This is a genomic window from Neisseria macacae ATCC 33926 (assembly GCF_022749495.1).
Classification (GTDB): Bacteria; Pseudomonadota; Gammaproteobacteria; order Burkholderiales; family Neisseriaceae; genus Neisseria; species Neisseria macacae.
This window is the reverse complement of the sequence record NZ_CP094241.1, coordinates 1,767,989-1,792,993: the sequence shown is the minus strand read 5'-3', so window position 1 is coordinate 1,792,993 and position 25,005 is coordinate 1,767,989. Positions and strand designations below refer to the sequence as shown.

The following is a 25,005-nucleotide window of genomic DNA, read 5'->3' as shown; positions in this document are numbered from 1 at the left end:
TTTTAACTGAATCTGAGTTTGTGATACGAAAGGTCGTCTGAAAAATTTCAGACGACCTTCTGCTATAAACAGACTGCTAGGGCTGCCAATCCAAGAAGTTACGCAACAGCAACAGTCCCGCGTTGTGGCTTTTTTCCGTGTGGAACTGGGTGGCGAACACATTGTCTTTGCCGACGATGCAGGCAAATTCGTTTGGATATTCGCTGGTAGCAAGGACGGTTTCGGCGTCTTCGGGGGTGAAGTAGTAGCTGTGGACGAAGTAAAAGCGCGTTTCTTGCCCGATGTCTTTAAACAGCGGGTGCGGGCGGGTTTGGCGTACTGTATTCCAGCCCATGTGTGGCACTTTCAGACGACCTCCGTGTCCATCGGTTTGATTGGCGGCGAAGCGTTTGACCCTGCCTTTAAACCAGCCCAGTCCGGCAGTATCACCTTCTTCGCTGTGTTCGAACAATAATTGCGCGCCGACGCAGATGCCGAAAAACGGTTTGTTTTTCAATCCGTCTTCCACTGCCTCGCCCAAACCGCTTTGCCGCAGCGCCGCCATACAGTCGGGCATCGCGCCCTGACCGGGGAAAATGATTTTGTCGGCAGCGAAGATGTCTTCGGGGCGGTCGGTCAGATAAATTTCAGCAGCTTTGCCGGACAAGGCTTGCGCGGCCTGTACGGATTTGAGGACGGAATGCAGGTTGCCCATGCCGTAATCGACAATAGCGGTTTTCATGTTTTCTCCTTGATTTTTGGATAACGGGGCAAGGCGGGGAAGGGCATTGCGATGGTAATGATTTTATAGCAAACCCCGAACGCGGAAAATCGTTGCGTTGAGCGGCGGCCAGGGTGGGATATGTTACAAAGCCAAGTTTGAAAACTTGGCTCTTTATATCGTTTACCGGATGATGGGTCGTCTGAAATAGGCAACTGAAAGAGAAAACCTTGTTTCAGACGACCTTTCCCATATTACTCAATCTTCACCCGTTTCAGCCTCAACGCATTGCCCAACACCGACACCGAGCTTGCCGCCATTGCCGCGCCTGCGATGACGGGGTTTAAGAAGCCGAGTGCGGCGAGCGGGATGCCTAATATGTTGTAGAAGAAGGCGAAAAACAGGTTTTGTTTGATGTTTTTCAAAGTTGCCTGCGATACCAGCAGGGCATCGGCGAGCTGGTTGACCGAATGCTGCATCAGCGTGGCGGATGCGGTGTGTTCGGCAACGTCCGCACCGCCTTTCATGGCGAAGCTGACGTTGGCGGCGGCGAGTGCGGGTGCATCGTTGATGCCGTCGCCGACCATCGCCACGGTTTTGCCGGCGGCTTTGAGTTTCTGCACTTCGGCGGCTTTGTCGCGCGGACTCATGTTGCCGAAGGCGTGCGCGATGCCCAGTTGTTTGGCGACGTATTCGACCGTGCCTTGGTTGTCGCCGCTCATGATGTAAACGTCAATGCCGTGTTTTTTCAGGCGACCTATGGCTTCGGCAGTATCGGCTTTCAACGCATCGGCGAGTGCGAATGCGCCGATGGGTTTGCCGTTGGCAGAAACGGCGACGATGCTTGCGATGCGCCAGACGTCGTCTGAAAACTCGGGCAAGGTCAGTTCGGCAAATTCGGCTTTGCCCGCTTTCACCAATCCCGCGCCTTCGACTTCGGCGGTAATGCCTGCGCCGACGACGGTTTGCGCGTTTTGTGCGGCGGGAATGTCCAAACCGCGCACTTGGGCGGCGGAGACGATGGCGCGGGCGAGCGGGTGGGCGGCGTTTTGTTCGACGGCGGCGGCAATGCGGTACAAATCGTCTTCGTCAAAGCCGCTGTCGGGAACGCAATAAACGGCGGCAACCTGCGGCCTGCCTTCGGTCAGCGTGCCGGTTTTGTCCAACACGACGGCATCGACGTGGGCTGCTTCCTCCATCGCCGCCGCGTCTTTAAACCAAATGCCGTGTTTCACCGCCTTGCCCATGCCGACCATAATCGCGGCGGGCGTCGCCAGACCAAGCGCACACGGGCAGGCAATCACCAAAACGGCAACGGCGTGCATCAGCGCAACCGTCCAATCGCCTTTCACCAGCCAAGTGGCGATAAAAGTCAACAACGCAATGCCCACGACGGCAGGCACGAATACCGCCGCCGCCTTGTCCGCCACGCGCGCAATCGGCGCCTTGCTGCCTTGCGCTTCGGAGAGCGCATTCATCATGTCGCCGAGCAGGGTTTGGCTGCCGAGCTGCGTGGCGCGATACACCACGCTGCCTTCGGTCATCAGCGCGCCCGCCAACACTTTGCCGCCCGCCTTTTTCTCTTCGGGATTGGATTCGCCGGTGAGGTGGCTCTCGTCCGCCCAGCCGCTGCCGCTTTCGATAATGCCGTCGGCGGCAATGCGTTCGCCGTGGTTGGCTCGGATTAGGTCGCCGATTTGCACTTGGTCAATGGACAGTTGTTTCCATTCGCCATCGCGTTGCACGTTGACTTGGGTCGGCGTAAGTTTCAGCAGCAAGCCCAAGCTGTTCAGACTGGATTTTTTGGTGCGGTGTTCCAAAAACTTACCCAGCGACACAAAACCAATCACCATCACGCCCGCTTCAAAATACACATGCGCCATGCCGTGTGCCGCGTGCGGGCTGAAAAACAGCATATAGACAGAATACAGGTAAATCGACACCGTGCCGATGGTAACGAGCACGTCCATGTTCGCCAGCCCGCCTTTAATGCTCGCCCACGCGCTTTTGTAAAACGGCACCGCCAGCCAAAGCTGTACCACGCTCGCCAGCGCAAACTGCCACAACGGCGGAATCATCCAATCGTGCCGACCAATCATCATGCCTGCCATGCCGATAAGGAACGGAATATTGATTGCCAGCAAAAGCCACAGTCGCCAGCTTACATGCGCGGTTTCTTCGGGTTGCGGCAGCGCGTCCTCCATCTTCTCCTTCGCGCCGTAACCGGTTTTCTCGATGATTTTCGCAATGTCGGCGGCGGAGGTTTGGCTGTCGTCAAACACCACCTGCGCCTCTTCGCTGGCGAAGTTCACTCCAGCCGATTCGACAAAATCTTTTTTGTTCAACACTTTTTCAATGCGCGAAGCACATGCCTGACAGGTCATGCCTTCGATTTGGAAACGGACTTTTTGTTGCATGGTAAAGCCTCTGTTGTTTGTTAGCGTTTATATAGTGGATTAACTTTAAACCAGTACGGCGTTGCCTCGCCTTAGCTCAAAGAGAACGATTCTCTAAGGTGCTGAAGCACCAAGTGAATCGGTTCCGTACTATCTGTACTGTCTGCGGCTTCGTCGCCTTGTCCTGATTTAAATTTAATCCACTATATATTATCGAACTAAAACGGCATAATGGCAAAAAGGGCAGGGTCGTCTGAAAAGGGGGATGGCGGTTTTCAGACGACCTTTTTGAGTGGGGCGGAGGGCTTGTTGTTAGATTTAAAATCTTGGGAATACACATATTTTATGCCGCTGCGGAAGGTTTTTAATTAAGCCGCGCCAAATTCCGTTAATTTCCATTAAAGGTCGTCTGAAAGCCTTCGGTGTCATACTTTCTCGGTTATAATAGCCGGCTTCTTCAATCTGACCCTTTTCGGAAATATATCATGGCATTTGCCTCGCTTTTCACCCTTTTGGACGATATTACCGCTGTCTTGGACGACGTTGCCCTGATGACCAAAATGGCCGCGAAGAAAACGGCGGGCGTGGTCGGCGATGATTTGGCGCTCAATGCGAATCAGGTTACGGGCGTGTCGGCGGAACGCGAGCTGCCGATTATTTGGGCGGTGGCGAAAGGTTCTTTGGTGAACAAGCTGATTTTGGTGCCGCTGGCTTTGCTGCTGTCTGCCTTTTTGCCGAAGCTGATTACGCCTTTATTGATGATAGGCGGGATTTATTTGTGTTTCGAGGGCGTGGAAAAGCTGCTGCATAAATTTCTACACCGCCACGAAGCGCATGAAGACGAGGAGGCTGCCGCCGAAACGCTGGACGAAAAAACCAAGATTAAAGGCGCGATTCGTACGGATTTCATCCTGTCTGCCGAGATCATTATTATTGCTTTGGGCGTGGTTGAAAAATACGATCTGATGACCCGTTCGCTGGTGATGACGGCAATCGGCATCGGTATGACCGCTTTTGTGTACGGTTTGGTCGGCGTTATCGTCAAACTCGACGACTTCGGCATGCTGCTGATGCGTCAAAAAAGCACGGGCATCCAAACGGTCGGACGGGGCTTGATTGCCTTTATGCCTTGGTTCATGCGCGGTTTGAGCGTGGTGGGCACGCTTGCCATGTTCCTCGTCGGCGGCGGTCTGATTACCCACAACTTGGGCTTTTTGCATGATTTCTTACACGCGCAACATTGGGACAGCGGTTTGATGGAGCATGTCGCCAACCTCGCCGTCGGGCTGATTGCCGGCGCCGTCGCCTGCGCTGTTGCTCTGCCATTGATGAAGCTGTTTCAAAAACACTAAACAATCGATACGTCGTCTGAAAATGGTTTAACTTTGTTGAAGCTGTATTTTCAGACGACCTCTTATTTTCTTTTCTCTGCAATGAACATTTTCCGCAAACTCGAACAATATTGGCAGCATCCTGTGCTGTACTGGCCGCTGGTGATCCTGATTGCCGCCGCCACGCCGTTGACTTTCGCACCTTATTACCATTTTTGGTTGATGCCTTTGCTGTTTGGCGCATTGATCCGACTGATTGAACTGCGTCCGCGCTTTGCTGTTTCTACCGCCTATCTGTTTGGGCTGGTTGCTTATACGGCGCAGTTTTATTGGATACATACCGCGCTGCACGATGTTTCCGGCCTGCCTAATTTATACGCGGTTCCGCTGACTTTCCTGCTGCCGGCGTTTCTCGCGCTGTACCCTGCCGCCTGTTTTTGGTTATGGAAGAAGTTTCATCTGCCACGTTGGGTTAAGGTCGGCATCGTTTTGCCGATTTTGTGGACGCTGGCGGAATTTGCCCGCGAACGCCTGTTGACCGGCTTCGGCTGGGGGGCAATCGGCTATTCCCAAATCGTCAAAGAAAGCCCGCTTGCCGGCTTTGCGCCTTTGGGCGGTATTCATCTGGTAACGCTGGCGACGGCATTTGTCAGCGCATGGCTGGTGTTGCTGATTGACAATACGGGTCGTCTGAAACAGCGCCTGCTGCCGATGTGCATGATTGTCATGCTGTGTACCGTCGGCTATGTCGCCCAGCAAACCGACTTTACCAAACCCGACGGCAGCACCAGTACCGTCGCGCTCGTGCAGGGCAATATCGAGCAGAGTCTGAAATGGAATGAAGAACAAGTCGTCCCCACCATTCAGAAATACTACGGTCAAATCAGCAAAACATCCGCCGACATCGTTATCCTGCCGGAAACCGCATTGCCCGTGATGCGTCAGGATTTGCCGGAAAACATCCTGACCCAGTTTGCCGAGCAGGCGCGCACGAACGGCAGCGCATTGGCCGTCGGTATCGGTCAATACACAGCCGACGGCAGCGGATACGAAAACGCCGTAATCAATTTGAGCGACTACGATGATATTTCAGACGACCTCCCGTATTACGCCAAAAATCATCTGGTTCCCTTTGGCGAATACAAACCGTTGCCCTTTTTGACCGAACCGTTGTACAAAATGATGAATATGCCGCTTGCCGATTTCCGTCGCGGCGGAGCGGGACAGGCTCCCTTGACGATGAAAGATCAAAAAGTCGCCTTCAACATTTGCTATGAAGACGGCTTTGGCGACGAACTCATTGCTACCGCCAAAAATGCTACGCTGCTTGCCAACGTCAGCAATATGGCGTGGTACGGCGATTCCAACGCCATGTACCAACAGCTCCAGCAATCCCAAGCCCGCGCGATGGAGCTTGGACGCTATATGGTCCGTGCCACCAATACCGGCGCAACCGCCATTATTTCTCCCAAAGGCAGCATCATCGCCGAGAGCGAACCCAATACCGATGCCGTCTTGGAAGGGCATATCAAAGGCTATGTCGGCGAAACTCCTTATATGAAGGCGGGCGGTTCGCTGTGGCTGATCGGGGTATTGTCAATCATTGCCATCGCACTGTTTTTAATCAGGAAAAAAGCAGATTGAGTTTGAAAAAGCGGTCTTTTTACCAGACCGTTTTTCTTGAACTTTAATATTTACATACAAGAATGTTTGTAATATACTGAACTTATTCCCAGTAAAACAGTCAAATTTTCAAAATCAATCGAATTTCAAAAAGCAAAAAAATCCACCTATCAAACAGTCTTTTACAGAAAAAGGCATTTGACAGCATACGATAGGGCAACAGGCAGTGATATACTGCACGGCAAACAACAAGTAAACAATAGTCTCTACATCATATAAAGGAAAGCAACTCTCATGAATAACGCCTTTGCATTACCCGTTATCCACAGCGGCAACGGCAGCCTTGAGCAATACATTCATACCGTCAACAGCATTCCCATGTTGACGCCCGAAGAAGAAAGCCAACTCGCGGAGCGTCAGCAAAAAGGCGACCTTAACGCCGCCAAACAACTCATTCTTTCCCATTTGCGCGTCGTCGTATCCATCGCACGAGGCTACGACGGCTATGGCCTGAACCAAGCCGACCTTATCCAAGAAGGCAACATCGGACTGATGAAAGCGGTCAAACGCTACGAGCCCAGCCGTGGTGCGCGCCTGTTTTCATTCGCCGTACACTGGATTAAGGCAGAAATCCACGAATTTATCCTGCGCAACTGGCGACTGGTACGCGTAGCGACCACCAAACCGCAACGCAAACTGTTCTTCAATCTGCGCAGCATGCGTAAAAACCTGAATGCCTTGTCTCCGAAAGAAGCGCAAGACATCGCCGACGATTTGGGCGTCAAATTGTCCGAAGTCATGGAAATGGAACAACGCATGACCGGACACGACATCGCCATCATGGCGGACAACAACGATGACGAAGACAGCTTCGCCCCCATCGACTGGCTTGCCGACCACGATGCCGAACCCAGCCGCCAACTGTCCAAACAAGCCCACTACGCCCTGCAAACCGAAGGTCTGCAAAACGCGTTGGCGCAATTGGACGACCGCAGTCGCCGCATCGTAGAAAGCCGCTGGCTGCAAGACGATGGCGGATTGACTTTGCACGAGCTGGCAGCCGAATACGGCGTGTCTGCCGAGCGTATCCGTCAAATCGAAGCCAAAGCCATGCAAAAACTGCGCGGTTTCCTCGCGGAAGAAGCGGAAGCGGTTTAAAAAATAAACAGTTCAGTAGAAGGAAAAAGGTCGTCTGAAACCCGAAATCTCGGTTTCAGACGACCTTTTTGGTGTATGGATGCCTTATTTTTTCGCTTTGGCCTGTTTGGCGTCTTTTTCGGTAATGGTGCCGCCGCCGTTGTTAAACGCATTCATGATATAGGTGGCAACGGCAGCGAGATCGGCGTCGTTGATGGCGGTCGCGGGCATAAAGCCGTTGTAAGGTTTACCGTTGACTTTGATGGGGCCGTTGATGCCTTTGGTCATGCTTTGCAGCAATACCTGCGGTTTTTTCATAATATAGTCCGATTGGTAAAGAGGGGGAAACATGGTTCCCCTGCCTTCCCCTTTTTTACCGTGGCAGGCGGCGCAGTTGCTTTCATAAATTTTTTGGCCTTGCGTCATTTGGGCAGCATCGGCGGCAAAGGTGCTGTGGACGGACAGGGTAAAAATTGCAGCCGCCAATATTTTTTTTGTTGTGGTCATGATGTGTCCTTTTTATCGGTGTGGTCTGTTTATCGATAATACAATAAAGGTCGTCTGAAAACAGATTTTTCAGACGACCTTAGACTTAAATCAAATGTAACGCTTTCATCGGAAACATGATGTATCTGGTTATTGCCAGCCTTGCAGGTTGTTTTTGACCAGTTCGGTCAGGGCGAGAATCCATGCGGGGTGGTCGTTCAAGCAGGGGATGTAGCGGTATTCTTTGCCTCCGGCTGCGTGAAATTGTTCGCGCCCCATGATGGCAATCTCTTCCATGGTTTCCAGACAATCCGCCATAAAGCCCGGACAGAATACATCTAATTTGCTGACGCCTTGTTTGGGCAGTTGGTCAAACAGGGCTTGTGTGCTGGGCGTCACCCATTTTGCTTTGCCAAATTGGCTTTGGAAGGAAACGATGTATTCTTGCTCGTTTAGGTTGAGCGCTTGGGCAAGAAGTTTCGCGGTATGTCGGCATTCGTCGGGATAAGGGTCGCCGTCGTCGTAATTTTTTTGCGGAATGCCGTGAAAGCTGAGCATGAGTTTCTCGCCGCGTCCGTGTTCTTTCCAATATGCTTCAATGTGTTGTTTCATGGCATCAATATAGGCTGCGTCGTCGTAAAAACGCGAAACGGTACGCAGGCTCATTTGATTGCGCTGCTTCAGCAGTTGTTGGAACACTTTGTCTAATGCCGCGCCGGTGCTGGAGGCGGCGTATTGCGGATATAAAGGGACAATCAGCAATTTGCCTACGCCTTGGGATTTCATTTCGGCAAGGACGGTTTCGATGCCCGGGTTGCCATAGGTCATGGCATGGCGGACGATGGTGTCGGGCATGGCTTTGGCGAGGGCGTCTGCTTGGCGTTGGGTATAGACGGCAAGCGGAGAGCCTTGTTCAAACCAGATTTTGGCGTAAGCATGTGCGCTTTTCTTGGGACGCAGTGTCAGCACCAAGCCATGCAAAATCGGCTGCCAAAGTAGTTTGGGCAGTTCGACGACGCGTTGGTCCGATAGAAATTCTCGAAGATATGGTTTGACGGCGGCGGCGGTCGGGGCATCGGGCGTGCCGAGATTGAGGAGGAGGACGCCTACACGGTTTTGCTGAGTGTAAGACAGGGAGGGTTCGACGTGGAAAAGCGGCATGATGTGCCTTTGGATTGGAGTGGAAGCCCGTATTGTAGCAATGTGAAGGTCGTCTGAATATGGTCTGCGTTTTCAGACGACCTTTTTTCGGGGTTGTGTTTTAAAGTTTATGATGTATAATGTTATACCATAACATTTATTGGAGGAATGATGAAAGCGAATATCCACCCTGAAAATTACCGTACTGTGCTTTTTTACGACAGTGGTGCCAATGAAGGCTGGCTGATCCGTTCTTGTGCGGATACGCACGGCAAAACGATGGTTTGGAACGATGGTAAAGAATATCCCTTATTTTCTTTGGATACGTCTTCTGCCTCGCATCCCGTCTATACGGGCAAACAGCGCAATGTGAATATCGAAGGCCGCGCCAGCAAGTTCAACCAAAGGTTCCAATCTATGATTTCGTCTTTTAGAAAGGATAAATAATGCAGGTTTTGTCTTCATTGAAAACAGCGAAAAAGCGCCATCGCGATTGTCAAATCGTTCGACGCAAAGGTAAAGTTTACGTCATCTGTAAAAGCAATCCCCGTTTTAAAGCCCGTCAGCGGTAATGTTTTCATATTTTGTAATGCTCTCAATGGATTGCCGCTCGCGATGATTTTCGTGGGCGGTTTTTTTTGTTTTCAGACGACCTCGGACGGGCGGGTAAGTGTGAAGCAATGGTTGAGGGAAGTTTTAATGTTTGCGAAAAAACTACGGAGCTTTGGAAAAAGCTACATTCGGGGCGTGCAGGTAAATTAGGGTAAGCTCCCTTGCTAGACTATAAAGATGTTTATAACATGGAACGACTGTTATGCAGTTCCACATTTTTCAGGAGTATTAATATGAAACTTAAAGCTGTATTGGCCGTAGCGGCTGTTTTGTCCTTGGGCGCTTGTGCTGCCCCTGATTATGATGATAATGATGCTCCTCGCCACGAGCACCGTCATGACCATGGAGATCGCAACTATGATGATCGTGGTCAGTCTAGCGACCGCCGTTCGCCCCAATCTTTTGAGTGTGAAAACGGTTTGTCTGTGACTGTACGCAATCTGGACACCAACCGCGTCGAGTTGAGCCTGGATGACAAACGCGCTGTCTTGTCTTCTGCGGTTTCCGGTTCCGGCGAGCGTTATGTTTCCAACCGCGGTCTGTTCGGTAAAGGTGCAGAATGGCATCAAAAAGGCAGCCAAGCCTTCTTCAGCTTCGTTGATCCTTATGGCAACAAAGTAGACACTTCTTGCAATCAGCGTTAATGACTGCGTGAATTGTTAGGGGATGGCGGGTTTGCGATGCCTATCTCCGTGAAACCAAAAAGGTCGCCTGAAATTTTCAGACGACCTTTTGCTATGGGTAAATGCGAAACCTGTCGGTATAGTGGATTAACTTTAAACCAGTACGGAGTTGCCTCGCCTTAGCTCAAAGAGAACGATTCTCTAAGGTGCTGAAGCACCAAGTGAATCGGTTCCGTACTATCTGTACTGTCTGCGGCTTCGTCGCCTTGTCCTGATTTAAATTTAATCCGCTATATTTTCCAACAGGTTTGCCGGCGGATTATTGGCTGCGTTTGATAATCAGCTTGTCTTCGGTGACTTCGGCATTGAGCGCGGTTGCCATTTCTTTGACGACGTTGTCCAAATCGCTTTCTTTGATATTGGGATCGTATTGAGAAGCCAGTTTGAGCACTTCTCTGATGAAGTTTTTATCGACCTCCGCGTTGACGTTGTATTTCAGCTTACTGAGGAGGTCTTGTTGAAGCTGCTCGTCGTTTTTATATTCGATAGGCGGAATGGAGGCGTCTGCGTCGGCTTTGACTGCGCTGTTGTTCAAGTAGATTTGATTGCCTTTTGAGTCGAATTTGATGCCGGTTTTTAAAAAGGTTTTTACGGCTTCCATCAGTTCTTTTTGTGTGTCGGGACTGTTCATATCGACGCACTCTTTACCTTGACGGTCGAAGAATTTATTGATGCGGTCGATACCTTCGCCATTGATATCGCGGAGGTTGAAGTTGTAATGTATGCGGTCGAATTTGATGTTGTTGATGCGGAAGTTTTCGACTTCGCTTTGTCCTTCCATAGCGTATTTGTTGTCTTTTGCAGACTGTTTGCTTCCTGCTTTGATTTTGTCGACAGCGAAATCAAAGGTTTGGTTGCCCATTTTGAATGCGGCAGAGTCTAGGGTGAAGAGGGATGTGCCGTTGCGCAATGCAGTGGTGTCACCTTTTTCCATATCGGCCTGATATTTAACGTTTTTCAAGCTAAATTGGTATCCCGGGCTATCAGGTTTGTCAGGGTGTGAGGCAGTCATGCCGGGCCATTCGAAATTGAAATTATCGAGATGGTACTGATGGTCGGCTTTGTGGCCTTTGACAGCCAAAGTCGCCGTTTCCCATTTGACTTCGTCGGAATCGATGTTTAATGAGCCTGCCGGTGCGGTCAGTTTGCCCTCTAATTCGCCACCCCAAGAAAGCACGGTATTGCCGTCCAACCGGAATATTTCTTTATTGTCATCTCCAATCAGATAGAGTTTGGTTTGGATGGTGTAGCCGTTCAGACCGCGGGTGATGATATCCTCGCCGCGTATTGAGAATTTTGTGTCCTGATGGCACAAGTCGGGCGTGATGTCGCCCCTCCATGAAGCTTTACCCGAAGTGAGGCCCATGTCGAATTTATCCAAAGTGATTTTCAGGCGTTTGTCGGCATCGGGATTGTTTTGGAAATAGTATTCCTGTTTCAATTTGTTGTCGGCATAAATGCCGCCGCCAACGGTTGCTCCTCCCAGTGCGGCGATGCCGACTAATGTCGCAATGATGCTTTTCTTCATGTCTTGTCCTTAAGTAGGTGGTAAAAATGTAATGGATGGGTTGGAATCGGGTAGATTCAAATCAGCTTTGCGCAAGATAGGGCAGTTTCCTGTTGAACTCAAACTGCGACGCTGCCGGGTTGCGCTTTGGCGGAAATTGGATCAACTGTTGGTATAGTGGATTAACTTTAAACCAGTACGGCGTTGCCTCGCCTTAGCTCAAAGAGAACGATTCTCTAAGGTGCTGAAGCACCAAGTGAATCGGTTCCGTACTATCTGTACTGTCTGCGGCTTCGTCGCCTTGTCCTGATTTAAATTTAGTCCACTATATTTGCCTATGCCGATTTTAAAAATGCCAATATTGTAATATAAAAAGGTCGTCTGAAAACTTTCAGACGACCTTTTTTCAACCGTTCAAGCGATTAACAACATCTTCCGCCGTTTGCACCGCAGCGGCGTTTGCGGCAGTAGTCTTGAAATTGCAGCTCGGTCATGACGGGGGCGTTGGGATTATGTTTGCGCTGTTGGGCAACGTAGTTTTCATAATCGGGCACGCCTGCCATGAGATTGGCGGTAAGTTTGGCGGTTTTCCACCAAGCGGCGAGTTTACGCTTCACCTTGTGCCTCCGGTTGTTTGCCGTCGCGGTACACCGCTGGGATTTCTTTGGCGGTCGGCCAGCCGACTTTGCGTGCTTTCATGGCGGTACGCACGCCGTAGATGGCAACGACGACGACGACGGAGAGGAACAATGCGGTCAGACCGGCATTGATTTGGTCGTTAAAGATGATTTGCGACATTTCGCCGATGTCTTTAGCGGGCGCGAGGACTTCGTTTTTAGCCAATGCGTCGCTGTATTTGCCGGCATGGGCAAGGAAGCTGACACGCGGATCGCTGTGGAACAGTTTTTGCAGACCGGCGTAGCAGGTTACAAACAGTACGCCGACAGCAGGAACGAGTGCCACCCAGACATAACGGTCGCGTTTCATCTTAATCAGCACAACGGCACACATAATCAAGGCTACGCCTGCCAGCATTTGGTTGGCGATGCCGAACAAAGGCCAGAGCGAGTTGATGCCGCCCAACGGGTCGGTCACGCCGGTGTAGAGGAAGTAGCCCCACAATGCCACGGCGAAGAAGGTTGCAATCAGGTTGGCGGGGATGGAGTCGGTGTTGCCGAAGGGTTTGTAGAAGATACTGCCCAAGTCTTGAATCATGAAACGTGCGACGCGGGTACCTGCATCGACGGCGGTCAGGATGAACAAGGCTTCAAACAACAGGGCAAAGTGATACCAGAATGCCATCATGGCTTCGCCCGGAATCAGGCGGCTCATGATGTGTGCCATACCGACTGCGAGGGTTGGCGCACCGCCTGCACGGGACAGGATGGTGTTTTCGCCCACTTCCTTAGCGGTGTGCAACAGGGTTGCGGCATCGACAGGGAATTGCAGCTTGGTGGTAATCACTTCGGCGGCAGTATTGGCATCTGTACCGATCAGGGCGGCAGGGCTGTTCATGGCGAAGTACACGCCTGGATCAAGCGATGCGGCAGCGGCAAGCGCCATAATGGCCACGAAACTTTCCATCAACATACCGCCGTAACCGATCATGCGGACGTGGGTTTCGTTTTCCAGCATTTTCGGCGTAGTACCGGAAGAAATCAGCGCGTGGAAGCCTGAAACCGCACCACAAGCAATGGTAATGAAGAGGAACGGGAACAATGCGCCTGAGAATACCGGGCCGGAACCGTCGATAAAGTGGGTTACGGCAGGCATTTGCAGCGCAGGGCTGACGATGAGGATACCGATGGCGAGTGCGACAATCGTACCGATTTTCAGGAAGGTAGAGAGATAGTCGCGCGGAGTCAGCAGCAGCCATACCGGCAATACTGATGCTACGAAGCCGTAAATCATAATCGCCCAAGTGAGCTGGATGCCGTCAAGGTCAAACCAATGACCGATGGAGCTGTGTGCCACATTGTCGCCGTAAATCACCGCCAGCATCAGCAGGATAAAGCCGACGATGGAAATCTCGCCGATTTTGCCCGGACGGATATAGCGGGTGTAAATACCCATAAACAGCGCAATCGGCATGGTGGCAGCAATCGTAAACGTACCCCAAGGGCTGTGAACCAGTGCTTTCACCACAATCAGCGCCAACACCGCCATGATGATGACCATAATCATCAAAATACCGATGGACGCGATCACGCCCGGGACGGTGCCGAGTTCTTGTTTTACGATATCGCCCAAAGACTTACCGTCGCGGCGCATGGAGACGAACAAGACCATCATGTCTTGTACCGCGCCGGCAAACACTACGCCGAAGATAATCCACAGCGTACCCGGCAGATAACCCATTTGCGCAGCCAGTACGGGACCGACCAAGGGGCCTGCGCCCGCAATCGCGGCAAAGTGGTGTCCGAACAATACGCCTTTGTGTGTCGGCACATAGTCCAAACCGTCATTGTGCCGCTCGGCGGGCGTCAGGCGGTTCGGATCAAGCTGCATCACATATTTGGCGATGTAGAGACTGTAAAAACGGTAAGCGATGCAGTACACCGATACGGCGGCGGTGACCATCCATACCGCGCTGACCTGCTCGCCCCGACTGATGGCCAAAGTGGTAAAGGACGCTACGCCGACCAAAACCACAATGCCCCAAATAAGGAACGTTTTGAGCGATTTCATTGTTTAATCCTTAAAATACAAGAGTGAGAATGTTCGGGTTCTTATTGTTGCGGGGGGACAAACTGCATCCCGAAGCATTTATGGAAGAAAAAAATGAAGCGATGATGGTGCGGGAACCCTGGCTTGAGATAATTAATAAACAAGGGAACCAAAACCCTAGAATGTTAACTATTATCAAGCCTAGCGTAAGGTTAACACAATCCGATAATGTGCGGGCTAGATTTAACTCAAGCAATCGTCATTCATTACGATATAGTGGATTAACTTTAAACCAGTACGGCGTTGCCTCGCCTTGCCGTACTATCTGTACTGTCTGCGGCTTCGTCGCCTTGTCCTGATTTAAATTTAATCCACTATATTACCGCTTATTTTTTGACAAATTCTTTACACAATATCCTGACAAAGAGAAAGGTCGTCTGAAAACCGATTTTGGGTTTTCAGACGACCTTTTGCATGGAAGAGTGAAAGTGGTAAATGGGTTCCTTCCTGTTTACGGTTGGGCACGCCGTTTTCTGTCCGCGTGTTCCTTGAGGGTGGTACACATGCCGGCAGTGTTGCCGCCGTTCATAAGCATGACCGGTTCGCCGTTGAGGGCGTAGCCGCCGCTGCCGTCATCGGAGATGACCGTTTTGTTGTCGTCCAGCTTTAGGCTGTTTGGCGTTTTTTGCCAGCGGCCGTTTTTGACCTCGTTTTGCACAGCCATGCAATAGCTGCCATTTGCCAGGATACCGACAAGCTGCAAATCCATGGTCATGTAAACGCCGGGAGGCGGGGTTTTGGCAAAGGCCTGTGTCGACAACATCAAAGCGGTGGCGGTTAGAAGTTGGAGGGAAGTTTTCATATTAAATTACGCGTTGCCGCGTTTCGGGTCGTTCGGGCGCAGTTGGGCGGCGAGTTTGTCGAGGATGCCGTTGACGAATTTGTGTCCGTCGGTGCCGCCGAAGGTTTTGGTCACTTCGATGGCTTCGTTGATGATGACGGGGTAGGGGGTTTCGGGCATCGCGCTCAATTCGTGGCATGCCATCAGCAGGACGGCGCGTTCGATGGGGCTGAGGTCTTTTTCGTCGCGGTCGAGCAGGGGGCGGATTTGCTGGATGTATTCGGCGGCGTAGGTGTGCGTGCCGAAGAAGAGTTTGTTGAACAGCTCTTCGTCTGCTTTGGCAAAGTCGGGCTGGTCTTGGATGTTTTTGGCGATTTCGGGGGCGGCGGTGTTGTTGATGCCGGCTTGGTAGAGGGCTTGTACGGCTAACTCGCGGGCGCGGCGGCGTGGGGTTTTCATGGGGATTCCTTCGTTGGCGGCACGGTGGGTGCGGTAATGAATGTTTCAGACGACCTCTGTCGGATGACGGGTCGTCTGAAAACGGTTTGTCCGGTAGATGGTGCGAAACCGGAATGCGGCAAAGCTATGGGTTTCGCGTTCGGGCTTATTCTTCTTCGTCGTCAAACTGCTCTTCAATCAGATAGTTGACGAGGTTGGCGCACTCGACGGCGACTTTGGCGGCGTCGGCGGCTTTTTCTTCAATGCGCGCGACGGCTTGTTCGTCGTTTTCGGTGGTCAGGATGGCGTTGGCGATGGGGATATTGTAGTCGAGTCCGACACGGGTTACGCCTGAACCGGATTCGTTGGAAACGAGTTCGAAGTGGTAGGTTTCGCCGCGGATGACGACGCCGATGGCAATCAGCGCGTCGTATTGCTCGGAGGCTGCCATGTTTTGCAGGACGAGCGGCACTTCGAGCGCGCCGGGTACGGTGGCGATGGTGATGTTGTTGTCGGCTACGCCCAATTCTTGCAGGGTGCGGCAGCAGACTTTGAGCATTTCGCTGCCGATTTCGTTGGTAAAGCGGGCTTGTACGATGCCGATGCGCAGGTGTGCGCCGTCGAGGTTCGGGGCGATGATGTTCATGGTGTTTCCTTGTATTTTGAGCGGTAAACGGGTTTTCAGACGACGTGTGGCTTTTCTGAAAACGATATCGGGGATTTATTCCTGCGGCTGCCAGTCGGCAACGGCTTGAAACTCGCCGTCTTCGCCGATTTCCCATGCGCTGCCTTCGGGTTGGGTTATCAGCGCGGCGATGGCGGGATTGGACTGGGTGATTTCGGAAAGGCTGACGACGCTGAAATTGTCGGGATCGTCGGTGTATTCGTCGGTTTCGTCGCCGCTGAAGAAGCGCCAGCCGCTGTCGTTTTCGAAAACGGGGGCTTCGCGGTAGAGGAAGCCGACGGGTTCGCCTTGTTTGGCTACCGTATTGGTCACGATGCAGCGGTCGAGTGCGGCTGAGAGGGCTTGGGCAAATTTATTCATTGCGGTGTGTGCATGCCGTAAAAATTGTGCGGATTTTATCATGATTAGGGCAGCCTCTGCACCGTGTATCTTTATATTTGCCGCTTATGGTTTGATGGTACAATGCTGGTCGTCTGAAACGGGCTGAACTGTGTTTCAGACGACTGTTGCAGCCCTAAAGTGTTTCCGTATTTGCATGAAGTGCCGAAACGCATTCGGGTTGGTTTGGGAAGCCGGATTTTTGCCGCCTCCCGCCCGATACGCCGAAGCAAGAAGAAAGACAAACGTCCTCATGAAAACAGATGTGTTAAAACAGCAGGCGCATGCCGCCATTCAGAATAAACTGGGTTACCATTTCAAAGATACCGCGCTTTTGCAGCAGGCGCTGACCCACCGCAGCTACCATGCGAAAAACAACGAGCGTTTCGAGTTCGTCGGCGATTCGATTTTGAACTACACCGTCGCCAAAATGTTGTTTGATGCGTTCCCCAAGCTGACCGAAGGTGAGTTGTCGCGTTTGCGCGCAAGCTTGGTCAATGAAGGCGTGTTGGCGGAAATCGCTTTGGAAATGAATGTCGGCGACGGGCTTTATTTGGGTGCAGGCGAGTTGAAAAGCGGCGGATTCAGACGACCCTCCATCCTTGCCGATGCTATGGAAGCGATGTTTGCCGCCGTCAGCTTTGACGCGGATTTCGCCGAGGCGGAGAAAGTGGTGCGGCACTTGTTTGCCGAACGCGTCAAACGCGCCGATTTCAAAACGCAGGGCAAAGACAATAAAACCGCCCTGCAAGAAGCCCTCCAAGCCCGCCGCCTTGCCCTGCCCAAATACCGCATTGAAGAACAAATTGGACATGCCAATGACAGTATGTTCCTGATTTCATGCGACTTGGGCGAACTCGGTTTTATCTGCAAAGCACAAGGCAGCAGCCGCAAAGTTGCCGAGCAGCAAGCCGCCAAAGAAGCGCTGCAATGGCTCGAACAACACCATCCTTTGAAAAAAGCGAAAAAATAGCCGATTTATTTTTCAGACGACCTAGGGATACGAAAAGGTCGTCTGAAACGTCAAACAGAAAGCCATCATGGACATCGAAACCTTCCTGCAAAACGAATCCAGCCATCCCACCGACTACCGCTGCGGCTTCGTCGCTATTGTCGGCCGCCCCAACGTCGGCAAGTCCACGCTGATGAACCACCTCATCGGGCAAAAAATCAGCATCACCAGTAAAAAAGCCCAAACCACGCGCAACCGCGTTACCGGCATTTACACCGACGACACCGCCCAATTCGTTTTCGTCGATACCCCCGGTTTCCAAACCAAACACCGCAACGCTCTGAATGACCGCCTCAATCAAAACGTAACCGAAGCGTTGAGCGGCGTCGATGCCGTCGTTTTCGTCGTCGAAGCCATGCGCTTTACCGATGCTGACCGCATCGTGATGAAACAACTGCCGACAAACACGCCCGTCATCCTCGTTATCAACAAAATCGACAAAAACAAAGCGGGCAGCAGCGGTTTGCAGGAATTTATCGACCAAATCAGCGCAGAATTCAAATTTGTAGGGCATGAAACCGTCAGCGCCAAACACGGATTGGGCATCGCCAACCTGCTCGCGCGCCTCAGACCTTACCTGCCCCAAAGCGTGCCGATGTATCCGGAAGAAATGGTGACCGACCGTTCCAGCCGTTTCCTCGCCACCGAAATCGTGCGCGAAAAACTGTTCCGCTACCTCGGTGAAGAGCTGCCCTACGCCATGAATGTGGAAATCGAACAATTCGAAGAAGAGGAAAACGGACTCTACCGAATTTACATCGCCGTATTGGTCGATAAAGACAGCCAAAAAGCCATCTTAATCGGCAAAGGTGGGGAAAAACTGAAAAAAATCTCCACCGAAGCCCGTCTCGATATGGAAAAACTGTTTGATACCAAAGTGTTTTTAAAGGTTTGGGTCAAGGTCAAATCAGGCTGGGCGGACGACGTGCGCTTCCTCAGGGAATTGGGTTTGTAGGTCGTCTGAAAATACAGTCTCAAATAAACAAAGGTCGTCTGAAAACAAGCATTGCAAGTTGAACTGCACCCCAAAAGTTGGACATCCCCTCCAACTCACAAGGTGCAGTTTTTTTATGAGCAAATATACATTACACTTCAAATACCAAGCCGTACTCCACTACCTGCATATACGCAGCCAACAACGTACCGCAGACCACTACGGCATTTCCCGAACCCACCTGAGACGATGGATACGCGCCTATCAAGAAGGCGGTATCGGCGCACTCGAACATCCCCAATCCAAAACCATGCCCCAACACCGCAAAAACCCCTTCATCGCCGACAAACCCGACCAAGAAAAAACGCAGGCAGAGCTTATCGAAGAGTTGTGCTATATGCGCGCAGAGGTCGCCTACCTAAAGGAGTTAAAAGCCCTCAGCCAAAAACAGACCGAAAAGGACAAAGCCAAACCGTCCAAACACTGAGGGCGCAACACCCGCTCAAATACCTGCTGCACATCGCAAACCTGCCCAAAAGCAGCTTTTACTACCACCACCAAGACCAGCCCGACACCGACGCAGCCGACAAAGCCCTCCTTGTCGAAACCTACCGGCGGCATAAAGGACGCTACGGACAAAGGCGCATTGCCGCAGCATTGGGTTGGAACCGCAAAAAAGCGGCGCGGTTGATGAGGCAGCTAGGGCTGAAAGCCCTCATACGGGCGAAAAAAGCCTACCGCCATCCCGCCATGGGCGAAATATCGGAACACCTCCTCAAACGCCTATTCAAAGCTGAAAAGCCTAACGAAAAATGGCTGACCGACGTGACCGAACTCAAAGGAAAGGACGGCAAACTGTACCTCTCGCCGATATTGGACTTGTTCAACCGAGAAATCGTCGCCTACGCCATGAGCCGCAGAGCCGACAGCGAAATGGTGAAGGAAATGCTCGAAAAAGCCGCCCCCCGTCTGACTGATAAAGGAACGATGCTTCATTCGGACCAAGGTGTGCTGTACCGTACGGCGGGGTATAGGGAATTGCTTGCGGAGCATTCCATGGTTCAAAGCATGTCGCGAAAGGCGAACTGTTGGGACAATGCGCCGATGGAAAGCTTCTTTGCGGTGTTAAAGACGGAGTGTTTCTATAACGCAGGTGAATTGACGGTAGATGAATTGATGAAGCAGATAGATGACTATATGGATTACTACAACCGGGAGCGTTGCAGTTTGAAATTGAAAAAGCTGAGTCCTGTCGCATACAGAACCCAGCTTGCACAGAGCGCCTGAATAGGCTTTTATGAGTGTCCAAGATTTGGGGGCCAGTTCAAGTTTTCAGACGACCTTTTTCATGGTCAGGCAATCAGTTCTTCATCGACTGCACCGGCGCGGGAATCCTGCCGCCGCGGTTGACGAACACTTCGCACGAACCTTCTTTAACCGGCATCACGGGCGCGTAGCCCAGCAGGCCGCCGAACTCGACGCTGTCGCCGACGGTTTTGCCCGTTACCGGAATGATGCGCACGGCGGTGGTTTTGCTGTTGATCATACCGATGGCGGCTTCGTCGGCGATGATGCCGGAAATCGTGTGCGCGGGCGTATCGCCGGGAACGGCAATCATGTCCAGCCCGACCGAGCAGACGGCGGTCATTGCTTCAAGTTTGTCCAGCGTCAGCACACCTGCTTCGGCAGCGGCAATCATGCCTTCGTCTTCGGAAACGGGGATAAACGCGCCGCTCAACCCGCCGACCGCGCTGGAAGCCATCATGCCGCCTTTTTTCACGGCATCGTTCAGCAATGCCAAGGCAGCCGTCGTGCCGTGCGTACCGCAAACGCTCAAGCCCATTTCTTCAAGGATGCGTGCCACCGAGTCGCCGACGGCGGGGGTCGGTGCCAGCGACAAATCGAGAATGCCGAATGGGATGCCCAGTATTTTCGAGGCTTCGCGGCCGATGAGTTCACCCACGCGGGTGATTTTGAAGGCGGTTTTCTTCACGACTTCGGCGACTTCGGTCAGGCTGACCGCGTCCGAATTTTCCAGCGCGGCTTTGACCACGCCCGGTCCCGATACGCCGACGTTGATAACGGCGTCCGCTTCGCCCGAACCGTGAAACGCGCCCGCCATAAACGGGTTGTCTTCCACTGCGTTGCAGAACACGACGATTTTGGCGCAGCCGAAACCTTCGGGCGTGATTTCCGCCGTGCGTTTGATGGTTTTGCCCGCCAGTTTGACCGCATCCATATTGATACCGGCGCGCGTGCTGCCGATATTGATGGAGCTGCACACGATGTCGGTAGTCTTCATCGCTTCGGGAATGGAGCGGATTAACACCTCGTCTGAAGGCGACATGCCTTTTTGCACCAGCGCGGAAAAGCCGCCGATAAAGGATACGCCGATGGCTTTGGCTGCCTTGTCCAAAGTCTGCGCCACGCTGACGTAAGAATCGGCTTTGGTTGCCGCCGCGATTTGGGCAATCGGCGTGACGGAAATACGCTGATTCACAATCGGCACGCCGTATTTGGCGGAGAGATGTTTCGCCGTAGCGACCAAATCTTTGCCGACAGTGGTGATTTTGTTGTAAATATTTTGGTTCAACACATCGATGTCGGTTCTGATACAGTCGTGCAAATCAATGCCTATGGTAATGGTGCGGACGTCGAAATGCTGGTCGGCAACCATTTTGACGGTTTCAAGTATCTCATTACTGTGGAAATTGTTCATGGGACTCGGCCTTTCTTGCAGGTCGTCTGAAAAATATTTTTAGACGACCTTCGATTAGACTTTAAGCTTGACATACATATGCTCTTGCGTGCCTTCAGCAGTTTTTCGCATCTCGTAATCAAACACATCAGAATATTTTTTTACTAAATCGGTAAATTTCTTACAACCGTAATTACGTGGGTCAAAATCTACCTGCAAGCGTTTCCAAGTGGCACCGAATGCAGTCATAGCCATCCATTCACTATCCGCATGTTCGAAAATTTTATGTATAGTCTCCAACGGTAGTTTGTTCTCAAGTTGTTCGGCAATTTTCGGTTGAGCTTGAGCATTTTCGGGAGAGACTGTTTGAATCTGTTTCTCTGTTGGTTTCTGTGGTTTATCGGTTACTGTGTCTTTTTGTGCGGGTTCAGGCATCAAGTTTTCTACATAGATAAATTGGCTGCACGCATTACGGAAAGCTTCAGGCGTTTGCTTTTTGCCGAAACCATAAACTGTTACACCTTGCTCCTTCAACCGGATAGCCAGTGCAGTAAAGTCACTATCACTAGATACCAAACAAAAACCATCAAAACGGCCGGTATAGAGTAAATCCATCGCATCAATAATCATAAAACCGTCAGTGGCATTTTTACCTGTGGTGTAGGCGAATTGCTGCATAGGTTTGATAGCATGCTCATTAATGACAGCTTTCCATTTACCGTTGTCACCAACAAAGTTGCCATAGATGCGTTTTACCATTGCTTCACCGAATTTAGTTGTTTCTTCTAAAATCGCATCAATGGTTTGCGCTGACGCATTATCAGCATCAATTAAAACAGCCAGCCGTGCAGATTTCTCTTCAGCTACATTAAAACTAATTTTATTTTTTGACATAATTTTAGAGTTCCTAAAATCAAATGCGGTGCATGGCTTGGAAGATTTCTTCGTTTTGCATGCGGATGTCGAGCGCGAGTTTTTTGCTCTCTTCCGCAAACAAATCCAGCATTTCCTGCCGCGATTTGGGGCATTTCGAGGTATCCACCAAGATAATCATGGTGAAGAAATCGTCCATCAGCTGCTGGCTGATATTGAGGATGTTGATTTGGTTTTCCGCCAAAATTCTGGAAACGTCGTACACGATGCCGACGCGGTCTTTGCCGATGACGGTGATGACTGAATTGTTCATAAGTCAGGATCCTTGTAGGGGTCGTCTGAAAAATCTGGTTCGGGGAATTATAGCACCGCTTTAAAATAAGATGGCTTGGATTGTTGACAATTTTCAGGTTTGTCGGTTGGGGCGGCTGCGTATTGAATAGGATGGGCTGAGGATGATCGGCAGGTTTGCGATTGGGGGATTTTGGGTAAACCGATATTAATTTGTTCAAATATCCATGCAAACAGGCGTACCCAAACACGTCAATTTGCGTATAATGGCGCAAATTCCGATTAACCGATTCATGTAAATAAGGATTAAACCATGACATCTATCCACGACCAAATCAAAGAAGTTGTTACCACCCACCGCGTTGTTTTGTTTATGAAGGGTACGAAGCAGTTTCCGCAATGCGGCTTCTCTTCACGCGCCGTACAAATCCTCAGCGCCGCAGGCTGCACTGATTACGTTACCGTGAATGTTTTGGAAAACGATGCCGTCCGCCAAGGTATCAAAGAATACAGCGATTGGCCGACCATCCCGCAACTCTACGTAAACGGAGAGTTTGTCGGCGGTTCCGATATTTTGATGGAAATGTACGAAGCAGGTGAGCTGCAAGAATTGCTGAAAGTTTGATTTGCCTGATACGGAATCATGAAGAGGTCGTCTGAAATATTTCAGACGACCTCTTTTCATTTTAACCAAGACTTAAGAGGGGTTTATTCCTCGGGACGTTCGCCGTCGGTGTCGTCCAGTTTGCCTTCGGTGATATCGATGTTGATGCCCGCGGCGGCGCGGATTTTGGCGTCGATTTCGTTGGCGATTTCGGGATTTTCTTTCAACCATACGCGGACGTTGTCTTTGCCTTGTCCGATTTTGGCGCCGTTGTAGCTGTACCATGCGCCTGATTTTTCAACGATGTCGTATTTGACGCCGAGGTCGATCAGTTCGCCTTCCCAGCTTACGCCTTCGCCGTACAGGATATCGAATTCGGCTTGGCGGAACGGGGGTGCTACTTTGTTTTTGATGACTTTGACTTTGGTTTCGTTGCCGATGACGTCGTCGCCTTTTTTGATTTGTCCGGTGCGGCGGATGTCGAGGCGGACGGAGGCGTAGAATTTGAGGGCGTTACCGCCGGTGGTGGTTTCGGGGCTGCCGAACATCACGCCGATTTTCATGCGGATTTGGTTGATGAAGACGACCAGTGTGTTGGTGCGTTTGATGTGGCCGGTCAGTTTGCGCAGGGCTTGGCTCATCAAGCGGGCTTGCAGGCCGACGTGGCTGTCGCCCATTTCGCCTTCGATTTCGGCTTTGGGCACGAGGGCGGCTACGGAGTCGACAACGACCATGTCCACGCCGCCGGAGCGCACCAGCGTGTCGCAGATTTCCAGAGCCTGTTCGCCGGTATCGGGTTGGGAGAGGTAGAGTTCTTCTACTTTAACGCCGAGTTTGCGGGCGTAAACGGGGTCGAAGGCGTGTTCGGCGTCGATAAAGGCGCAGATACCGCCGTTTTTCTGGCATTGAGCAATGGCTTCGAGACAGAGCGTGGTTTTACCGGAGGATTCGGGGCCGAAGATTTCGACGACGCGGCCGCGCGGCAGACCGCCGACGCCGAGCGCCAAGTCCACACCGAGCGAGCCGGTGGAGATGACGTCAAGGTTTTCTTCTTGCTGGCTGCCGTCCATTTTCATGATGGAACCTTTGCCGAAGTTTTTTTCAATTTGGGCAAGGGCGGCGGCTAGGGCTTTGCTTTTTTCGTCTGACATAGTGTTGTTCTCGTTTGATGTTGATGAATTTAGCTAAGAATTTGTTTAGCTATTATCTCATAAATTAAGAAAAAGTATAGTTTATTTCGATTTTATTTTGGAGTGTAGGTGGGCTTACTCGGAAGATTTTAAATAACTATTTGTTTATAATGATATTAAATGTTTTCTGGTTTTTGAGCGTATCGGTGTTGCAGATTTTATTTGTTGCAGAGGTCGTTTGAAAATCAGCGACAGTTTTCAGACGACCCCTTGCACAATCCAATCACTTGCACACGGCGGATATTTTGATTTCGACCGCCCATTCCGGTTTGGCGAGTTTGGCTTCGATGCAGGCGCGGGCAGGGGCGCGGCCGGGGGCTGTCCAGGCATCCCAGGCTTCGTTCATGGCGGCGTAGTCGTTCATATCGGTCAGGAAGATGGTGGCTTCGAGGATGTGTGCTTTGTCGGAGCCGCATTTTTCAAGCCAACGGTCGATTTGTGCCAAGACATTTTCGGTCTGGGCTTTGGCATCGGCTTCGGGATTTTCGGGAACCATGCCTGAGAGGAAGACGAATCCTCCGGCGCAGACGGCTTCGGAGTAGCGTTCGGTGGTACCGAGGTATCGGATATTCATTTGATATTCCTTGAGGTTGTGGCATGCGGGGCATTCTGTCCTGTTGTCGGATTTCGGTTTTCCGATTTTGTTGGAACAGGATGGCGGATATTGGGCAGGGGCTTATGGTAACATTCAGCTTGATTGTCTGCCACAGCAGGCGGGCGGTTTTGTTGTTTTTGAAAAGATGCGGAAACTATTTTTACGCGTCATTGTCATATTAATT

The 25,005-nt window shown here is 51.4% G+C and carries 27 protein-coding genes; 11 read left to right on the top strand and 16 right to left on the bottom strand.

What is annotated here, in order from left to right:
• Positions 1–76: 76 nt before the first annotated feature.
• Positions 77–721: an imidazole glycerol phosphate synthase subunit HisH gene (gene hisH, locus MON40_RS08650; protein WP_003777852.1), complete on the bottom strand. Its 645-nt coding sequence runs from the start codon at positions 719–721 to the stop codon at positions 77–79.
• Positions 722–954: 233 nt separating this feature from the next.
• A complete protein-coding gene (locus MON40_RS08645) occupies positions 955–3,117 on the bottom strand; it encodes a heavy metal translocating P-type ATPase (RefSeq protein ID WP_003777854.1) in 2,163 nt (720 codons plus the stop codon).
• 464 nt (positions 3,118–3,581) lie between these two features.
• On the opposite strand from MON40_RS08645, the gene MON40_RS08640 reads away from it, so the two are divergent.
• The 3 genes from MON40_RS08640 to rpoH all read left to right on the top strand — a co-directional run bounded on the left by MON40_RS08640 (position 3,582) and on the right by rpoH (position 7,208).
• Positions 3,582–4,448 (top strand): DUF808 domain-containing protein, encoded by an 867-nt coding sequence (locus MON40_RS08640; RefSeq protein WP_003777858.1) that lies wholly within the window; start codon positions 3,582–3,584, stop codon positions 4,446–4,448.
• A gap of 81 nt (positions 4,449–4,529) precedes the next feature.
• Positions 4,530–6,071: an apolipoprotein N-acyltransferase gene (gene lnt / locus MON40_RS08635; protein ID WP_003777860.1), complete on the top strand. Its 1,542-nt coding sequence runs from the start codon at positions 4,530–4,532 to the stop codon at positions 6,069–6,071.
• 273 nt (positions 6,072–6,344) lie between these two features.
• Positions 6,345–7,208, top strand: coding sequence for an RNA polymerase sigma factor RpoH (gene rpoH / locus MON40_RS08630; protein ID WP_003744881.1), 864 nt, complete (start codon positions 6,345–6,347; stop codon positions 7,206–7,208).
• An 84-nt stretch (positions 7,209–7,292) separates the two neighbouring features.
• Here the strand turns inward: rpoH and MON40_RS08625 are convergent, their stop codons facing one another.
• On the bottom strand, positions 7,293–7,694 hold the full coding sequence (locus MON40_RS08625; protein ID WP_003765473.1) for a c-type cytochrome: 402 nt from the start codon (positions 7,692–7,694) through the stop codon (positions 7,293–7,295).
• Between the two features lie 129 nt (positions 7,695–7,823).
• The gene (gene hemH, locus MON40_RS08620) at positions 7,824–8,834 is read right to left on the bottom strand and encodes a ferrochelatase (protein WP_003777861.1); all 1,011 of its coding nucleotides are present in this window, start codon (positions 8,832–8,834) and stop codon (positions 7,824–7,826) included.
• A 150-nt stretch (positions 8,835–8,984) separates the two neighbouring features.
• Between hemH and MON40_RS08615 the strand changes: the two genes are divergently transcribed.
• From MON40_RS08615 to MON40_RS08605, 3 genes are all read left to right on the top strand, one after another.
• Positions 8,985–9,260 (top strand): type B 50S ribosomal protein L31, encoded by a 276-nt coding sequence (locus MON40_RS08615; protein WP_003765525.1) that lies wholly within the window; start codon positions 8,985–8,987, stop codon positions 9,258–9,260.
• The gene (gene ykgO, locus MON40_RS08610; protein ID WP_003685279.1) at positions 9,260–9,385 is read left to right on the top strand and encodes a type B 50S ribosomal protein L36; all 126 of its coding nucleotides are present in this window, start codon (positions 9,260–9,262) and stop codon (positions 9,383–9,385) included. The genes MON40_RS08615 and ykgO overlap by 1 nt, the downstream gene beginning before the upstream one ends.
• Before the next feature lie 273 nt (positions 9,386–9,658).
• Complete coding sequence (locus MON40_RS08605; RefSeq protein WP_003761628.1) at positions 9,659–10,069, top strand: MliC family protein; 411 nt, start codon at positions 9,659–9,661, stop codon at positions 10,067–10,069.
• 298 nt (positions 10,070–10,367) lie between these two features.
• Here the strand turns inward: MON40_RS08605 and MON40_RS08600 are convergent, their stop codons facing one another.
• The 7 genes from MON40_RS08600 to MON40_RS08565 all read right to left on the bottom strand — a co-directional run bounded on the left by MON40_RS08600 (position 10,368) and on the right by MON40_RS08565 (position 16,606).
• Positions 10,368–11,636, bottom strand: a complete 1,269-nt coding sequence (locus MON40_RS08600; RefSeq protein WP_003777866.1) for a DUF945 family protein — start codon at positions 11,634–11,636, stop codon at positions 10,368–10,370.
• Positions 11,637–12,037: 401 nt separating this feature from the next.
• A complete protein-coding gene (locus tag MON40_RS08595; protein WP_003744600.1) occupies positions 12,038–12,232 on the bottom strand; it encodes a YbdD/YjiX family protein in 195 nt (64 codons plus the stop codon).
• Positions 12,222–14,303: a carbon starvation CstA family protein gene (locus MON40_RS08590; RefSeq protein ID WP_003777867.1), complete on the bottom strand. Its 2,082-nt coding sequence runs from the start codon at positions 14,301–14,303 to the stop codon at positions 12,222–12,224. The genes MON40_RS08595 and MON40_RS08590 overlap by 11 nt, the downstream gene beginning before the upstream one ends.
• 490 nt (positions 14,304–14,793) lie before the next feature.
• Positions 14,794–15,144 carry a hypothetical protein gene (locus MON40_RS08580; protein ID WP_003777868.1) on the bottom strand — a complete coding sequence of 117 codons (351 nt, stop codon included), beginning with the start codon at positions 15,142–15,144 and terminating at the stop codon, positions 14,794–14,796.
• A 6-nt stretch (positions 15,145–15,150) separates the two neighbouring features.
• On the bottom strand, positions 15,151–15,582 hold the full coding sequence (gene nusB, locus MON40_RS08575; RefSeq protein ID WP_003777869.1) for a transcription antitermination factor NusB: 432 nt from the start codon (positions 15,580–15,582) through the stop codon (positions 15,151–15,153).
• Between the two features lie 145 nt (positions 15,583–15,727).
• The gene (gene ribH / locus MON40_RS08570; RefSeq protein ID WP_003777871.1) at positions 15,728–16,207 is read right to left on the bottom strand and encodes a 6,7-dimethyl-8-ribityllumazine synthase; all 480 of its coding nucleotides are present in this window, start codon (positions 16,205–16,207) and stop codon (positions 15,728–15,730) included.
• A 75-nt stretch (positions 16,208–16,282) separates the two neighbouring features.
• Positions 16,283–16,606, bottom strand: a complete 324-nt coding sequence (locus MON40_RS08565) for a DUF2185 domain-containing protein (RefSeq protein WP_003765484.1) — start codon at positions 16,604–16,606, stop codon at positions 16,283–16,285.
• A 271-nt stretch (positions 16,607–16,877) separates the two neighbouring features.
• Between MON40_RS08565 and rnc the strand changes: the two genes are divergently transcribed.
• From rnc to MON40_RS08545, 4 genes are all read left to right on the top strand, one after another.
• Complete coding sequence (rnc, locus tag MON40_RS08560; RefSeq protein ID WP_003758637.1) at positions 16,878–17,597, top strand: ribonuclease III; 720 nt, start codon at positions 16,878–16,880, stop codon at positions 17,595–17,597.
• A 67-nt stretch (positions 17,598–17,664) separates the two neighbouring features.
• Entirely contained in the window at positions 17,665–18,591 is a 927-nt protein-coding gene (gene era / locus MON40_RS08555; RefSeq protein WP_003777874.1) for a GTPase Era, read from the top strand.
• 115 nt (positions 18,592–18,706) lie between these two features.
• Positions 18,707–19,057 carry a helix-turn-helix domain-containing protein gene (locus tag MON40_RS08550; protein ID WP_003756443.1) on the top strand — a complete coding sequence of 117 codons (351 nt, stop codon included), beginning with the start codon at positions 18,707–18,709 and terminating at the stop codon, positions 19,055–19,057.
• Positions 18,961–19,857 carry an IS3 family transposase gene (locus tag MON40_RS08545; protein ID WP_242925829.1) on the top strand — a complete coding sequence of 299 codons (897 nt, stop codon included), beginning with the start codon at positions 18,961–18,963 and terminating at the stop codon, positions 19,855–19,857. Before MON40_RS08550 ends, MON40_RS08545 begins: the two co-directional genes overlap by 97 nt.
• Before the next feature lie 73 nt (positions 19,858–19,930).
• Here MON40_RS08545 and MON40_RS08540 read toward each other — a convergent pair whose 3' ends face one another.
• From MON40_RS08540 to MON40_RS08530, 3 genes are read right to left on the bottom strand one after another with little or no spacing between them, the layout of a single operon-like run.
• Entirely contained in the window at positions 19,931–21,289 is a 1,359-nt protein-coding gene (locus MON40_RS08540; protein ID WP_003777876.1) for a PFL family protein, read from the bottom strand.
• Between the two features lie 54 nt (positions 21,290–21,343).
• Positions 21,344–22,162 carry an NYN domain-containing protein gene (locus MON40_RS08535; RefSeq protein WP_003777878.1) on the bottom strand — a complete coding sequence of 273 codons (819 nt, stop codon included), beginning with the start codon at positions 22,160–22,162 and terminating at the stop codon, positions 21,344–21,346.
• Between the two features lie 19 nt (positions 22,163–22,181).
• Entirely contained in the window at positions 22,182–22,454 is a 273-nt protein-coding gene (locus tag MON40_RS08530; RefSeq protein WP_003765481.1) for an ACT domain-containing protein, read from the bottom strand.
• Positions 22,455–22,745: 291 nt separating this feature from the next.
• On the opposite strand from MON40_RS08530, the gene grxD reads away from it, so the two are divergent.
• The gene (gene grxD, locus MON40_RS08525; RefSeq protein WP_003777880.1) at positions 22,746–23,057 is read left to right on the top strand and encodes a Grx4 family monothiol glutaredoxin; all 312 of its coding nucleotides are present in this window, start codon (positions 22,746–22,748) and stop codon (positions 23,055–23,057) included.
• Between the two features lie 83 nt (positions 23,058–23,140).
• On the opposite strand, the gene recA is transcribed toward grxD, so the two are convergent.
• Both recA and MON40_RS08515 read right to left on the bottom strand, forming a co-directional pair.
• Complete coding sequence (gene recA / locus MON40_RS08520; RefSeq protein WP_003777882.1) at positions 23,141–24,187, bottom strand: recombinase RecA; 1,047 nt, start codon at positions 24,185–24,187, stop codon at positions 23,141–23,143.
• A gap of 262 nt (positions 24,188–24,449) precedes the next feature.
• Positions 24,450–24,800 (bottom strand): RidA family protein, encoded by a 351-nt coding sequence (locus MON40_RS08515; RefSeq protein WP_003777887.1) that lies wholly within the window; start codon positions 24,798–24,800, stop codon positions 24,450–24,452.
• Positions 24,801–25,005 lie beyond the last annotated feature (205 nt).

Bases quoted from the DNA above. Each gene is read 5' to 3' on its own strand.
- MON40_RS08625 (WP_003765473.1), bottom strand. From the start codon at position 7,694: ATGACCACAACAAAAAAAATATTGGCGGCTGCAATTTTTACCCTGTCC.
- rpoH (WP_003744881.1), top strand. From the start codon at position 6,345: ATGAATAACGCCTTTGCATTACCCGTTATCCACAGCGGCAACGGCAGC.
- ykgO (WP_003685279.1), top strand. From the start codon at position 9,260: ATGCAGGTTTTGTCTTCATTGAAAACAGCGAAAAAGCGCCATCGCGAT.
- grxD (WP_003777880.1), top strand. From the start codon at position 22,746: ATGACATCTATCCACGACCAAATCAAAGAAGTTGTTACCACCCACCGC.
- ribH (WP_003777871.1), bottom strand. From the start codon at position 16,207: ATGAACATCATCGCCCCGAACCTCGACGGCGCACACCTGCGCATCGGC.
- era (WP_003777874.1), top strand. From the start codon at position 17,665: ATGGACATCGAAACCTTCCTGCAAAACGAATCCAGCCATCCCACCGAC.
- hisH (WP_003777852.1), bottom strand. From the start codon at position 721: ATGAAAACCGCTATTGTCGATTACGGCATGGGCAACCTGCATTCCGTC.
- MON40_RS08640 (WP_003777858.1), top strand. From the start codon at position 3,582: ATGGCATTTGCCTCGCTTTTCACCCTTTTGGACGATATTACCGCTGTC.
- nusB (WP_003777869.1), bottom strand. From the start codon at position 15,582: ATGAAAACCCCACGCCGCCGCGCCCGCGAGTTAGCCGTACAAGCCCTC.
- recA (WP_003777882.1), bottom strand. From the start codon at position 24,187: ATGTCAGACGAAAAAAGCAAAGCCCTAGCCGCCGCCCTTGCCCAAATT.
- MON40_RS08580 (WP_003777868.1), bottom strand. From the start codon at position 15,144: ATGAAAACTTCCCTCCAACTTCTAACCGCCACCGCTTTGATGTTGTCG.
- MON40_RS08590 (WP_003777867.1), bottom strand. From the start codon at position 14,303: ATGAAATCGCTCAAAACGTTCCTTATTTGGGGCATTGTGGTTTTGGTC.
- MON40_RS08530 (WP_003765481.1), bottom strand. From the start codon at position 22,454: ATGAACAATTCAGTCATCACCGTCATCGGCAAAGACCGCGTCGGCATC.
- MON40_RS08600 (WP_003777866.1), bottom strand. From the start codon at position 11,636: ATGAAGAAAAGCATCATTGCGACATTAGTCGGCATCGCCGCACTGGGA.
- MON40_RS08540 (WP_003777876.1), bottom strand. From the start codon at position 21,289: ATGAACAATTTCCACAGTAATGAGATACTTGAAACCGTCAAAATGGTT.
- MON40_RS08565 (WP_003765484.1), bottom strand. From the start codon at position 16,606: ATGAATAAATTTGCCCAAGCCCTCTCAGCCGCACTCGACCGCTGCATC.
- MON40_RS08550 (WP_003756443.1), top strand. From the start codon at position 18,707: ATGAGCAAATATACATTACACTTCAAATACCAAGCCGTACTCCACTAC.
- MON40_RS08645 (WP_003777854.1), bottom strand. From the start codon at position 3,117: ATGCAACAAAAAGTCCGTTTCCAAATCGAAGGCATGACCTGTCAGGCA.
- rnc (WP_003758637.1), top strand. From the start codon at position 16,878: ATGAAAACAGATGTGTTAAAACAGCAGGCGCATGCCGCCATTCAGAAT.
- MON40_RS08515 (WP_003777887.1), bottom strand. From the start codon at position 24,800: ATGAATATCCGATACCTCGGTACCACCGAACGCTACTCCGAAGCCGTC.
- hemH (WP_003777861.1), bottom strand. From the start codon at position 8,834: ATGCCGCTTTTCCACGTCGAACCCTCCCTGTCTTACACTCAGCAAAAC.
- MON40_RS08535 (WP_003777878.1), bottom strand. From the start codon at position 22,162: ATGTCAAAAAATAAAATTAGTTTTAATGTAGCTGAAGAGAAATCTGCA.
- MON40_RS08615 (WP_003765525.1), top strand. From the start codon at position 8,985: ATGAAAGCGAATATCCACCCTGAAAATTACCGTACTGTGCTTTTTTAC.
- MON40_RS08605 (WP_003761628.1), top strand. From the start codon at position 9,659: ATGAAACTTAAAGCTGTATTGGCCGTAGCGGCTGTTTTGTCCTTGGGC.
- lnt (WP_003777860.1), top strand. From the start codon at position 4,530: ATGAACATTTTCCGCAAACTCGAACAATATTGGCAGCATCCTGTGCTG.